The 13,112-nt window shown below is 55.0% G+C and carries 12 protein-coding genes; 9 read left to right on the top strand and 3 right to left on the bottom strand.

Going from position 1 to position 13,112, the window contains the following annotated elements:
• Positions 1 to 6: 6 nt before the first annotated feature.
• From IB212_RS18625 to mutH, 3 genes are all read right to left on the bottom strand, one after another.
• Positions 7 to 1,047 carry an NADP(H)-dependent aldo-keto reductase gene (locus IB212_RS18625; protein ID WP_028014287.1) on the bottom strand — a complete coding sequence of 347 codons (1,041 nt, stop codon included), beginning with the start codon at positions 1,045 to 1,047 and terminating at the stop codon, positions 7 to 9.
• 131 nt (positions 1,048 to 1,178) lie between these two features.
• Positions 1,179 to 1,397: a YgdI/YgdR family lipoprotein gene (locus IB212_RS18620; protein WP_014885085.1), complete on the bottom strand. Its 219-nt coding sequence runs from the start codon at positions 1,395 to 1,397 to the stop codon at positions 1,179 to 1,181.
• 128 nt (positions 1,398 to 1,525) lie between these two features.
• Positions 1,526 to 2,218 (bottom strand): DNA mismatch repair endonuclease MutH, encoded by a 693-nt coding sequence (gene mutH, locus IB212_RS18615; protein WP_028014286.1) that lies wholly within the window; start codon positions 2,216 to 2,218, stop codon positions 1,526 to 1,528.
• A 682-nt stretch (positions 2,219 to 2,900) separates the two neighbouring features.
• On the opposite strand from mutH, the gene rppH reads away from it, so the two are divergent.
• The 9 genes from rppH (at position 2,901) to recC (ending at position 12,852) form a co-directional block, all read left to right on the top strand.
• Entirely contained in the window at positions 2,901 to 3,431 is a 531-nt protein-coding gene (gene rppH, locus IB212_RS18610; RefSeq protein ID WP_013098553.1) for an RNA pyrophosphohydrolase, read from the top strand.
• Between the two features lie 12 nt (positions 3,432 to 3,443).
• The gene (gene ptsP, locus IB212_RS18605; protein WP_028014285.1) at positions 3,444 to 5,690 is read left to right on the top strand and encodes a phosphoenolpyruvate--protein phosphotransferase; all 2,247 of its coding nucleotides are present in this window, start codon (positions 3,444 to 3,446) and stop codon (positions 5,688 to 5,690) included.
• Between the two features lie 192 nt (positions 5,691 to 5,882).
• A complete protein-coding gene (gene lgt, locus IB212_RS18600) occupies positions 5,883 to 6,758 on the top strand; it encodes a prolipoprotein diacylglyceryl transferase (RefSeq protein ID WP_028014284.1) in 876 nt (291 codons plus the stop codon).
• 6 nt (positions 6,759 to 6,764) lie between these two features.
• Positions 6,765 to 7,559 carry a thymidylate synthase gene (gene thyA, locus IB212_RS18595; protein WP_013098550.1) on the top strand — a complete coding sequence of 265 codons (795 nt, stop codon included), beginning with the start codon at positions 6,765 to 6,767 and terminating at the stop codon, positions 7,557 to 7,559.
• Between the two features lie 184 nt (positions 7,560 to 7,743).
• Positions 7,744 to 8,208, top strand: coding sequence for a prepilin peptidase-dependent protein (locus IB212_RS18590; RefSeq protein ID WP_041908382.1), 465 nt, complete (start codon positions 7,744 to 7,746; stop codon positions 8,206 to 8,208).
• Positions 8,199 to 8,759: a prepilin peptidase-dependent protein gene (locus IB212_RS18585; protein WP_041908383.1), complete on the top strand. Its 561-nt coding sequence runs from the start codon at positions 8,199 to 8,201 to the stop codon at positions 8,757 to 8,759. The genes IB212_RS18590 and IB212_RS18585 overlap by 10 nt, the downstream gene beginning before the upstream one ends.
• Positions 8,756 to 9,157: a DUF2509 family protein gene (locus IB212_RS18580; RefSeq protein ID WP_045629963.1), complete on the top strand. Its 402-nt coding sequence runs from the start codon at positions 8,756 to 8,758 to the stop codon at positions 9,155 to 9,157. The genes IB212_RS18585 and IB212_RS18580 overlap by 4 nt, the downstream gene beginning before the upstream one ends.
• The gene (locus tag IB212_RS18575; RefSeq protein WP_041908385.1) at positions 9,142 to 9,465 is read left to right on the top strand and encodes a prepilin-type N-terminal cleavage/methylation domain-containing protein; all 324 of its coding nucleotides are present in this window, start codon (positions 9,142 to 9,144) and stop codon (positions 9,463 to 9,465) included. Before IB212_RS18580 ends, IB212_RS18575 begins: the two co-directional genes overlap by 16 nt.
• Positions 9,466 to 9,477: 12 nt before the next feature.
• The gene (gene recC / locus IB212_RS18570; protein WP_041908386.1) at positions 9,478 to 12,852 is read left to right on the top strand and encodes an exodeoxyribonuclease V subunit gamma; all 3,375 of its coding nucleotides are present in this window, start codon (positions 9,478 to 9,480) and stop codon (positions 12,850 to 12,852) included.
• Positions 12,853 to 13,112 lie beyond the last annotated feature (260 nt).

Raw genomic sequence — 13,112 nt, 5'->3', positions numbered from 1 at the left:
CATCAGCTACGGCGCAGGATAGGTATAAACCTGATGCACCGCTTCAATCTCCGCTAACACCTCTTCACTCAGGTTCAGATGGAAACTCTCAATGTTAGTTTTCAGCTGTTCCATGGTCGTCGCGCCAAGCAGGGTACTGGCAACAAACGGCTGACGGCGCACGAAGGCCAGCGCCATCTGCGCCGGATCCAGGCCGTGGCGCTTCGCGATATCCACATAGGCAGCAACGGCTTTTTGCGTCTGCTCGCCGCTGTAGCGGGTAAAGCGGCTAAAGAGGGTATTACGTGCCCCGGCCGGTTTCGCACCGTTCAGGTATTTCCCCGTCAGGGTGCCGAAACCGAGGCATGAATAGGCGAGCAGTTCCACTTCCTCATATTGCGTCACTTCGGCCAGCCCCACCTCGTAGCTGCGGTTAAGCAGGCTGTACGGGTTCTGGATGGTGACGATGCGCGGCAGATCGTGTTTATCCGCCAGGTGCAGATAGCGCATTACGCCAAAGGCCGTTTCGTTGGACACGCCAATGTAGCGGATTTTTCCCGCGCGCTGGCATTCGGTCAGCGCCTCCAGCGTTTCCAGCAGCGTAACGGCGGGGGCGCTCTCGTTCCAGCTGTAGCCGAGCTTGCCAAAACAGTTGGTTGGACGCTGCGGCCAGTGGACCTGGTAAAGGTCGAGATAGTCGGTTTGCAGGCGCTTCAGGCTCGCGTCCAGCGCGGCACGGATATTTTTGCGATCGAGGATCTGGTTTGGGCGGATCCCGGCATCGTTGTTTCGCGCGGGGCCACTCACTTTCGAGGCGATAACCAGCTTTTCACGGTTACCGCGTTTTGCCAGCCAGTTACCGACGTAGGTTTCGGTAAGTCCCTGCGTTTCAGGGCGTGGAGGCACAGGGTACATCTCTGCGACATCAATCAGGTTAATCCCCTGGCTGACGGCATAATCGAGTTGTGCATGGGCATCGGCTTCGCTGTTTTGTTCACCAAATGTCATCGTGCCCAACCCCAGTTGACTTATCTCCAGAGCGCTGTGGGGGATACGGTGATAATGCATAGCCGGCTTCCTTCAATAGACATGTAGACCGCGTCAGGAACCTCCCGACAAAGGAATATAAACATGGCAGAGGGGAAGCAAAAGGGGAAGAAAAAAATCAAAAAGGCCAGTAGGCTACTGACCTCCGACTGTTATCGCTCAATAATTTGCGAGACTTCGTCGCGATTGATCTGCATTTTATTGCCTGCCTGGTCGTGGTAGCTGACCAGACCGGTATCATCGTCGACTTCAGGTTTACCGTCAGTCAGGATCATCCGGCCGTCTTTCGTCGCCATGACGTAATCGCTGCTGCAGCCCGAAACGGCAAACGCCAACCCGACTGCTGAAATTAACACCGCCCATTTTTTCATCGTTATCGTCCTCATCTGGCTCGTATCAAATCATAGTGTAGTATTAACCCGTTATAGCAACAGGGTGAAGCGGTAAAATCTTAAAAACCAGGCGATTATGTTTGTGAGCTCGCAAAATAAGTAAAAAACTATGTTTTAAGTAAGAAATGACGAGCAAGCAGCGCGCCGGTGAAATTTTTTTTGAGATAAAAGCCGCGCGGCAGCGTCAGTATGGGTTCGCCCATCGCGCCGATCGCCTCGGTAAGCGCTTTGCTGTTTGCCGCTTTTGGGCGCAGCTGTAACACTTCTCCGTGCCGGGCGGTAATTCGCTCGACCTGACCGAGCACAATCATGTCCATCAGTTCTTCCCAGTCCAGGCGCAGCTGATGCTCCTCTTCTTCATCCGGGCTCCAGAGCAGCGGCGCGCCAACGCGGCGTTCAGCTAACGGGATCTGCCGTTCACCTTCAACCGGAACCCAAAGCACGCGATTCAGCTTATGGCGCACGTGGCTGGTTTCCCACGTTACGCCGGTATTGCCGGTTAAGGGCGCAACGCAGACAAAGGTAGTCTCCAGAGGCCGACCCTGGCGGTCGATAGGAATAGTTTTTAACTCTACGCCAAGGGCCGCGAAATCTTGCTCTGGCTTGCTCCCGGCGCTTGCACCCAGCCACAGCTCCAGAAGCATGCCGATCCAGCCCTTATCTCGTTTCAGATCCTTCGGGATCTGTAGCCCTGCCATCGCCGCCAGTTCGCCCAGCGAGAAGCCTGCAAGGCGCTGAGCCTGCTGTAGCAACTGGCTTTCGCTCGAAGGCGGTGAGAGCAAGGGTGAAAGCGGATGCATGACGATAACCTTTTGATTAAAAAATAAACGAAGAAACAGTCCCCTGTGGATAGAGTTTAACTTTTTCTGTACCAATATTCCATGTGCATGATTTATAGGTTTTTTATGAATTTTTCACGGTTTCATCAGGGACGCAAAACGGGTTGTTCAAATCTGGTCACTGACAATAAACAGGATCTTACACCATGTTATCCACAGAAAAATGGGATAACTGGGCATAACCCTGACTACTGTTTCAATTTACAGCCTTGACGTGCGACGAAAATCCAAATTTCAGACAAATTGTGCCTAACTTATTGGCACAATCTGTGGATAAAACCGACGCTGTTCGATCTTTCATCAGCACGACGATCCCTGCTGTGACGATCGTCACGCTATTCTGCATTTTGTTTGTCGATATGAATATAAAATAATGAAAAATATGACTTTATGTTGAAGGCGAGAAATGGGAGGGCAGAGGCCATTTCAGGTTGTTCATCGGTAATCAGACACTTCTTCACAACTATATCCACAGAAAAGGTGAATAAAATTGCCCTCGAGACCGCACATCTGTTTATAACTCTGCGCTTATTTGTGAGTTATTCAAATGTTATTAGGTTGCAGGCCTGTAAGAGAGTGGTTTACCGCCTCACTGTAGTGTGAAACAATCATTCATATATAAGGTTTAGTTTGGGGTAGTCCGGTGATTGATGACGATGGCTACCGCCCGAACGTAGGAATAGTAATTTGTAATCGTCAGGGCCAGGTCATGTGGGCCCGTCGATATGGTCAGCACTCCTGGCAGTTCCCGCAAGGCGGGATCAATCCGGGAGAGTCCCCAGAACAAGCGATGTACCGGGAGCTTTTTGAAGAGGTCGGTTTAAGCCGAAAAGATGTTCGCATCCTTGCCTCGACCCGCAACTGGTTGCGTTACAAGTTACCGAAACGTTTGGTGCGTTGGGACACAAAGCCGGTTTGTATCGGCCAGAAACAGAAGTGGTTTCTTCTGCAGTTGGTGGGCAACGATTCGGACATCAATATGCAAACCAGCAGTACGCCGGAGTTCGATGGCTGGCGCTGGGTGAGCTATTGGTATCCTGTTCGTCAGGTCGTGTCATTTAAGCGCGATGTTTACCGTAGGGTGATGAAAGAGTTTGCAAGTGTGGTGATGCAGCTTCAGGAGATCCCGCCTAAGCCGCAGAGCGCACCTGCTTGGCGACGTAAAAGAGGTTAAGCTACGCAAATCATGCTCACCCGCTTGCGAGAAATAGTCGAGAAGGTGGCCAGCGCTCCGCGCCTCAACGAGGCGCTGAATATTTTGGTCACTGACATCTGTCTTGCGATGGAGACCGAGGTCTGTTCGGTGTATCTGGCCGACCACGATCGGCGCTGCTATTACCTGATGGCGACCCGCGGTTTGAAAAAGCCGCGGGGGCGCACCGTAACGCTCGCCTTTGATGAAGGTATCGTCGGGCTGGTTGGGCGGCTGGCTGAACCTATCAACCTTGCCGACGCGCAAAAACACCCCAGCTTTAAATACATCCCTTCCGTAAAAGAAGAACGCTTCCGCGCGTTTCTGGGTGTGCCGATTATTCAGCGTCGTCAGCTACTCGGTGTGCTGGTCGTCCAGCAGCGCGAGCTGCGTCAGTATGATGAAAGCGAAGAGTCCTTCCTCGTCACGCTGGCGACACAGATGGCGGCGATCCTCTCTCAGTCTCAGCTTGCTGCGCTCTTTGGTCAGTATCGCCATACGCGCATTCGCGCCCTTCCGGCATCGCCAGGGGTGGCGATTGCGGAAGGCTGGATGGACGCCACGCTGCCATTGATGGAGCAGGTCTACGAAGCCTCTACGCTTGATGAAGCGCTGGAGCGCGAGCGTCTTACCGCCGCGCTGGAAGAGGCGGCCAATGAGTTTCGTCGCTACAGCAAGCGCTTTGCCGCTGGTGCGCAAAAAGAGACGGCGGCCATCTTCGACCTCTACTCGCACCTGCTTTCCGACGCGCGTCTGCGCCGTGAGCTTTTTGCTGAGGTTGATAAAGGCGCAGTCGCGGAGTGGGCGGTTAAAAAGGTCATCGAAAAATTTGCCGAGCAGTTCGCTGCTCTGACCGACGGTTATCTGAAAGAGCGGGCGGGAGATCTCCGCGCGCTGGGACAGCGCCTGTTGTTCCACCTCGATGATACCATTCAGGGGCCGAATGCCTGGCCAAAACGGTTTGTGCTGGTGGCCGATGAACTTTCGGCAACAACACTGGCCGAGCTGCCGCAGGACAGACTCGCCGGGGTTGTCGTACGTGATGGTGCAGCGAACTCCCATGCCGCCATTATGGTGCGCGCGCTCGGTATCCCTACCGTTATGGGGGCGGATATTCAGCCCTCGGTGCTGCACCGCCGCACGCTGGTGGTTGATGGTTACCGCGGTGAACTGCTGGTCGATCCTGAGCCGGTTCTGCTCCAGGAATATCAGCGTCTCATCAGCGAAGAGAATGAATTAAGCAAGCTGGCGGAAGATGACGTTAACCTGCCCGCGCAGCTGAAAAGCGGAGAGCGGATCAAAGTCATGCTCAACGCCGGCTTAAGCCCCGAGCACGAAGAGAAGCTTGGCAGCCGCATCGACGGGATCGGTTTATACCGCACTGAAATCCCCTTCATGCTGCAGAGCGGTTTCCCCTCCGAAGAGGAGCAGGTGGCGCAGTATCAGGGGATGTTGCAGATGTTCAACGACAAGCCTGTCACCCTGCGAACCCTGGATGTCGGGGCGGATAAACAGCTACCGTATATGCCCATCAGCGAAGAGAACCCGTGTCTGGGCTGGCGCGGGATCCGCATTACGCTCGATCAGCCGGAGATCTTCCTGATCCAGGTGCGCGCGATGCTGCGCGCCAACGCCGCGACGGGCAATCTCAGTATCCTGCTGCCGATGGTCACCAGCATAGATGAAATCGACGAAGCGCGGCGCCTGATCGAACGTGCTGGTCGTGAAGTGGAAGAGATGATTGGCTATGCGATCCCGAAACCACGGATCGGCGTCATGCTCGAAGTGCCATCTATGGTCTTTATGCTGCCGCAGCTGGCAAATCGCGTTGATTTTATTTCGGTTGGTACCAACGACCTGACGCAATATATTCTGGCCGTCGACCGGAACAACACCCGCGTCGCCAGTATCTACGATAGCCTGCACCCGGCGATCATTCGCGCGCTGGCGATGATTGCCCGTGAGGCTGAACAGTACGGTATTGATCTCCGCCTGTGCGGTGAAATGGCCGGAGACTCGATGTGCGTCGCGATCCTGATTGGTCTGGGGTATCGCCATCTGTCAATGAACGGCCGCGCAGTAGCGCGCGTGAAGTATTTGTTGCGGCATATCGACATCAATGATGCCCGCGAGCTGGCTGAGCGCAGCCTTGAGGCGCAGCTGGCCGCAGAGGTTCGTCACCAGGTGGCGGCATTTATGGAGCGGCGCGGTATGGGCGGCCTGATCCGCGGTGGTCGCTAATCGTCTTTCGTCCTCTCCTTGTGGAGAGGGCGCCAGTGCGCACAAAATCCTATACACATCTTTTACATCTCTGGCGCATCCTCCGCGCCCGCCTTATGCTATGATTCGCAACTTTGGAGCCTCTGCTTAAGGCAGAATCGCATGTCTACCGCTGTCCACTTTCAGCGGAATAACAACATCTTGTGGTGACAGATGAACAGTGGTTATCTGCATTTTCCGGAGTTTGATCCGGTCATTTTCTCAGTAGGACCTGTTTCGCTTCACTGGTACGGTCTGATGTACCTGGTGGGCTTTATTTTTGCCATGTGGCTCGCGGGCCGTCGCGCCAGCCGTCCTGGCAGCGGCTGGACCAAAAACGAAGTTGAAAACCTGCTGTACGCGGGCTTCCTCGGCGTGTTCCTCGGTGGCCGTATTGGGTATGTACTGTTCTATAACTTCCCGGTGTTCCTGAACGATCCCCTCTACCTGTTCCGCGTCTGGGACGGCGGCATGTCCTTCCACGGCGGCCTGATTGGGGTGATCCTGGTGATGGTGATTTTTGCCAAACGCACCAAACGCAACTTCTTCCAGGTGTCAGATTTTATCGCACCGCTGATCCCGTTTGGTCTGGGGGCGGGTCGTCTGGGCAACTTTATTAACGGTGAGCTATGGGGCCGCGTTGACCCAAGCGTACCGTACACGATGCTCTTCCCGGGCTCCCGCGCGGAGGATATCGCGCTGCTGCCGTCGCACCCGGAGTGGCAGTCCATTTTCGATACCTACGGCGTGCTGCCGCGTCATATGTCCCAGTTGTATGAACTGGCGCTGGAAGGCGTGGTGCTGTTTATCATCCTCAACCTGTTTATTCGCAAGCCGCGCCCGATGGGAGCTGTTTCCGGACTGTTCCTGATTGGCTATGGCGCGTTCCGCATCATCGTTGAATTCTTCCGCCAGCCGGATGCGCAGTTTACCGGCGAATGGGTACAGTACATCAGCATGGGGCAGATCCTCTCCATTCCGATGATTGTCGCGGGTGCCATTATGATGATTTGGGCGTATCGTCGTCGTCCACAGCAACAACTTTCCTGAGGAACCATGAAACAGTATCTTGAATTGATGAAAAAAGTGCTCGATGAGGGCACGCCGAAAAACGACCGTACCGGTACCGGTACGCTCTCCATTTTTGGCCACCAGATGCGCTTCAATCTGCAAGAAGGCTTCCCTCTGGTGACGACGAAGCGCTGCCACCTGCGCTCGATCATTCATGAACTGCTCTGGTTCCTGCAAGGCGACACCAACGTTGCGTATCTGCACGAAAATAACGTCTCCATCTGGGACGAATGGGCAGATGAAAACGGCAACCTGGGCCCGGTTTACGGCAAGCAGTGGCGCGCATGGCCAACGCCTGATGGCCGCCATATTGACCAGATCACCACCGTGATGAACCAGCTGAAAAACGATCCGGACTCGCGCCGAATCATCGTTTCCGCCTGGAACGTGGGCGAGCTGGATAAAATGGCGCTGGCTCCGTGCCACGCGTTCTTCCAGTTCTATGTCGCAGACGGCAAGCTCTCCTGCCAGCTCTACCAGCGCTCCTGTGACGTGTTCCTCGGCCTGCCGTTTAACATTGCCAGCTATGCGCTGTTAGTCCACATGATGGCGCAGCAGTGCGACCTGGAAGTGGGTGATTTCGTCTGGACAGGTGGGGACACCCATCTTTACAGCAATCATATGGAACAGACGCATCTTCAGCTCACTCGTGAACCGCGCGCGCTGCCGAAGCTGATTATCAAACGCAAACCGGAATCGATCTTCGATTACCGCTTTGATGATTTTGAGATTGAGGGCTACGACCCGCACCCTGGCATCAAAGCGCCTGTCGCTATCTGATGCGGTAAAGCGTGACATAACCGGTGCTGTTTAGCGCCGGTTTTTTTTCGTCTTTATTTCGTTTTCCGAGGCGTTATCCAGAAAACGTGCAACGCGCTGCAACTCTCCTGATACTTCGGATAACGCCTCGTAAAACCATTATTCACCGCTCGCCACGCCCACGGCGAATCGCCACACTTCCCGCATGAAAAAAGAGAACGGCTTTACGCTTATCGAAACGCTGGTGGCAGTCTCGCTGGTTGTCATACTCAGCGCCTCAGGTCTGTACGGCTGGGACAGCTGGCAGCGGCAGCAGCGGCTGTGGCAAACCGCCAGCCAGGTGCGCGACTATCTGGTGTTTCTGCGAAATGATGCCAACAGGTACAACCGCGATCATCACATAACCCAGCTGCGGGTTGGGGAACAGCAGTGTCTGGTGAGCGCTGCCGTGCAAGGCTGTGAGAAGGGCAGCCCCTTTGTTCTGATTCCACTCTGGCCAGAGGTCGCGGTGAGCGAGGTCACACCGTCATTAGGCTTCTATGGGTTAAGGGATACGGCATGGGCAGGGCGGATACGCGTGCAAAGCCGTGCCGGAGAATGGCTTATCCTGATCTCAGACGGAGGGCGCATCAGAATGTGTAAGGTCTCACAAGGAGGTTCATGTCGATGAGACAACGCGGTTTCTCGCTGACAGAAGTTCTGATTGCTACGGCCATCAGTAGCCTGTTGTTGATTGGCGCGTCGCGCTTTCTACCCGGATTGCATCAGGCGGTATTACTGCAATCCGGCCAGAGAGAGCTGGAAGAAGAGGTCTGGCAGCGCCTGTTTGCTCTCGGCAAACAGCTTCAGCGTGCGGGTTACTGTGCGGGGAACTGCCAGGGGCAAGGGCTGGCGATCGCAAGGCAGGGCAGCTGCGTCATTGTTCGGTGGGATGCCAACAGTAACGGGCGCTGGGATCGCAGTGCATCAGAAAACGACAGCACCGGTTTTCGTCTGGAATCGGGCGCGCTGGAAACGCTTCGTGGGGCAACCTCGTGTGAAGGTCAGGGATGGGAAAAGCTCACGGACCCGGACAGGCTCGCCATCGCGCATTTTGTGGTGAGGAAAGTAACACACACCGGGTTTGCGCCGGAGCTGAATATCGAACTGTCCGCCCTGCGCAACGGCGATCATGGAGAGCCTTATCAGGCTTTGTATACGGTCACGGGGTACAACCTGTGAACCGTCAACGCGGTATGTCTTCGCTGGCGCTGGTTCTACTTTTACTGGTGCTTGGTACGCTGATCCTCACCGGCCTTAACCAGCAACTGACAACATTCAGCGCGCTCGTTGGCGGTGAGAGCCGTTCGCTGCAGCAGCAGGCTTCTGTACAGTCAGCGCTTGAGTGGGGACGCGTTCAGAGCTGGTCACCCGATCCTGAAGTCCAGTGCAAAAAGGCATCCGCGTGGCAAGTGTGTTTGCGGCGGCTGAGTGAGACCACTGTTTTACTGATTGCCGGAGTCAACGACCTGCTGCTCTGGCGTTCAGGAGAGATTATTGACGGTAATATTCGCTTTTCGCCTCACGGCTGGAGTGATTTTTGCCCGCTAAAGGAGCGTTCGCTATGCCAGCTGCCGTAAGCAAAGAAAAAGGATTTAGCATGGTTGAGGTTCTGCTGGCGATGATGCTGCTGGTCATCATCGTCACGGCACTGGCCGGTTATCATCGGGCGCTGGCGGCGCGGTTTACGCAGTTTAACCAGTATCGTCAGCTCTGGCACCACGCCTGGAATCAGGCTCAGCTCTCAACAAATGTTCTGCCCGCAGGCTGGCAGGCCAGTCGGGTGCAGACAACGCACGCAGGATGTGTCAGCATCACGGTTACACTTATTTCTCCTCTGGGGCGACGCGGTGAAATAACGCGTCTGCATTGCCCGGTTAGCCAGTAGTCGGGAGCGTCTATGTTAAGGGTCTACCACTCAAATCGTCTGGATGTGCTGGAAGCACTGATGGAATTTATTGTTGAGCGCGAGCGGCTCGACGATCCTTTTGAGCCTGAAATGGTGCTGGTGCAGAGCACCGGTATGGCACAGTGGCTGCAAATGTCGCTTTCCCGTAAGTTTGGCATTGCCGCGAATATTGATTTCCCGCTGCCCGCGAGCTTTATCTGGGAGATGTTTGTTCGCGTGTTACCGGACATCCCCGAGCAGAGCGCCTTCAACAAGCAGGGCATGAGCTGGAAGCTGATGGCGCTGCTGCCGGAAATGCTCCAGCACGATGAATTCGCCATGCTGCGCCACTACCTCAATGACGATACCGATAAGCGCAAGCTGTTCCAGCTGGCGTCGCGCACCGCCGATCTCTACGACCAATACCTTGTTTACCGTTCTGACTGGTTAATTCGCTGGGAAGCGGGCGAACTGGTTGAAGGGTTACCGGAGGCGCAAATATGGCAGGCACCGCTTTGGAAAGCGCTGGTCGAGCATACGGAGAAACTTGGGCAGCCTAAGTGGCACCGTGCCAACCTCTACGATCGGTTTATCTCAATACTCGAGAATGCGTCGGCGCGTCCAGCCCGACTGCCGTCACGCGTTTTTATCTGTGGGATATCCGCATTACCGCCTGTTTATCTGAAAGCGTTGAATGCGCTGGGTAAACATATCGATATTCATATTTTGTTCACCAACCCTTGCCGACAGTATTGGGGGGATATCCTCGACGAACGTTGGCTTGCGCGGCTGGTGACTCGCCAGCGAAAGCGCCTTTTTGAAGAACGATCCGTCCCGCTGTTTAAAGACGGCTCGACTGCCGGGCAGCTTTTTGATGAAGACGGCATCCAGAACCTGCCCAATCCACTGCTTGCCTCATGGGGGAAGCTGGGGCGTGATTACATTCACATGCTCTCCGATATTACGTCATCAGGCGAAGGTGACGTTGACGCCTTTGTCGAGATCGCCCCGGATAGTCTGCTGCATAATATTCAGTTAGATATTCTGGATCTGGAGAACCGCGCCGTCATGGGCGTGACGGCGAAAGAGTTTGAGCGCAGCGACAGCAAGCGGAAGCTGGACGCCGAGGATCGCAGTATCACGATCCATGTTTGTCATAGCCCGCAGCGTGAGGTCGAAGTGCTTCACGATCGGCTGCTGGCGATGCTGCAGGACGACCCTGAACTGACGCCACGCGATATCGTGGTGATGGTGGCGGACATCGACAGCTACAGTCCCTTTATTCAGGCCGTCTTCGGCAGTGCGACGGGTGAGCGATACCTGCCTTACGCCATCTCTGACCGTCGTGCCCGTCAGTCGCACCCGGCATTGCAGGCATTTATCACCCTGCTTTCACTGCCGGATAGCCGGTTTATCTCCGAAGATGTTCTGGCGTTACTGGATGTTCCCGTGCTGGCAGCCCGCTTCAACATCAATGAAGAAGGGCTGCGCTACCTTCGCCAGTGGGTAAACGAATCAGGCGTTCGCTGGGGCATCGATGACGATAACGTTCAGGAGTTCGAGCTTCCCCCAACCGGCCAGCATACCTGGCGGTTTGGCCTGACGCGTATGCTGCTGGGCTACGCCATGGAGAGCAGCCAGGGCGAGTGGAACGAAGTGCTGCCTTACGATGAGTCCAGCGGTTTGATTGCTGACCTGGTAGGGCATTTAGCTTCTCTACTGATGCAGCTTAACCGCTGGCGCCGTGAGCTAATGCAGCCGCGTCCTCTTGAAGAGTGGCTCCCGGTGTGCAGGGCGTTACTTAATGATTTCTTCCTGCCAGACAACGACACCGAAGCGGCGATAGCGCTCATTGAAACGCAGTGGCAGGCTATCGTTGACGAGGGCGTGAATTCCCACTATCGCGAAGCGATTCCTTTGTCGCTGCTGAGAGATGAGTTGACGCAGCGCCTTGACCAGGAGCGAATCAGCCAGCGTTTCCTGGCAGGCCCCATCAATATCTGTACCCTGATGCCAATGCGCTCAATTCCCTTTAAGGTGGTCTGCCTGCTCGGCATGAACGACGGTATTTATCCTCGGGCCCTGGCACCGCTGGGGTTCGATTTGATGAACGCAGATCCAAAGCGGGGTGACCGTAGCCGCCGTGATGATGACCGCTATCTCTTCCTTGAAGCGCTCATCTCCGCTCAAAGTAAGCTCTATATCAGCTATATCGGTCGTTCCATTCAGGACAACAGCGAGCGCTTCCCCTCCGTTCTGGTGCAGGAACTGGTGGACTATATCGGCCAGAGCCACTATCTGGCTGGGGATGAGGCGCTTAACTGCGATGAAAGCGAGCAGCGGGTGAAGGCGCACATTACCTGTATCCACAGCCGCATGCCGTTTGACCCGGTAAACTATATTGTCAGCGAACAGCAGAGCTATGCCCGCGAATGGCTGCCAGCAGCGAAAAAAGAGGGGAGAGCCCATACGGATTTTATTCAGCCGCTTGATCCGCTGCCCATTAACACTCTGACTTTCGAACAGCTTCAGCGGTTTTGGGCGCATCCGGTGCGCGCCTTCTTCCAGCAGCGATTACGGGTCAACTTCCGCTCTGAAGAGAGCGAAATTCCTGATGCAGAACCCTTTACTCTGGAAGGGCTGGAGCGCTATCAGCTAAACCTCCAGCTGCTTAATGCGCTGGTTGAAGAGGAAGATGCAGACAAACTTTACCGGCGCTACCGTGCCGCAGGGCAACTACCTTACGGTGCGTTTGGGGAAATCGTCTGGGAGGCGCAGTGCCAGGAGATGACCGCTCTGGCGGAGCGCGTCAGGGAGTACCGCCAGCCCGGACAAAGCATCGAAATCGATCTCAGTTGCAAGGGCATACAGCTCACGGGCTGGCTAACCCAGGTTCAGCCGGATGGGCTATTGCGCTGGCGACCTTCTCTGCTCAGCGTTTCACAAGGATTGCAACTCTGGCTGGAACATCTTGTCTACAGTGCGGGTGGGAATAAAGGTGAAAGCCGGATCTTCGTGCGCAAAGAGGGCGAATGGCGCTTCCCACCCATGGAGGCAGAACAGGCGTTACGCTATCTGTCCTTGTATATTGAGGGCTATCTTCAGGGAATGAACAAACCCCTCCTGTTACTGCCCGAAAGTGGCGGTGCGTGGATAAAAGCCTGTTATGACGCGCAGAATGATGCGATGTTAACGGATGAGGCTTCGCTGCAGAAAGCGCGCAGTAAATTTATGCAGGCCTATGAAGGAAACATGATGGTACGCGGTGAAGGTGAGGATGTCTGGTATCAACGTCTATGGCGAACGCTTGAGCCAGAATACTTCGAGGCTATTACGGAAGAGGCACAGCGCTACCTGTTACCGTTGTTTAAGTTTAATCAGTCCTGAGCGCTGTATAAAAATTGCGCAGTATGGGGTGTTCATTTATGATGCACTTCTTATCACGGACTGATGTACCTAAATAAAGAGATGTTGGCGTGTCCAGCACGCAGTTTGTTAATGATGTTTGCCCTAAATAATTCGAGTTGCAGGAAGGCGGCAAGGGCGTGAATCTCCGGGAGCTTACATGAGTAAGTGACTGGGGTGAACGCATGCAACCGACGCACATGCAACTTGAAGTATGACGGGATAGCCGTGATAAAGAGGTC

Source organism: Enterobacter sp. E12 (assembly GCF_014596715.2).
Lineage (GTDB): Bacteria > Pseudomonadota > Gammaproteobacteria > Enterobacterales > Enterobacteriaceae > Enterobacter > Enterobacter bugandensis.
This window is presented reverse-complemented; position numbering and strand designations above follow the sequence as displayed.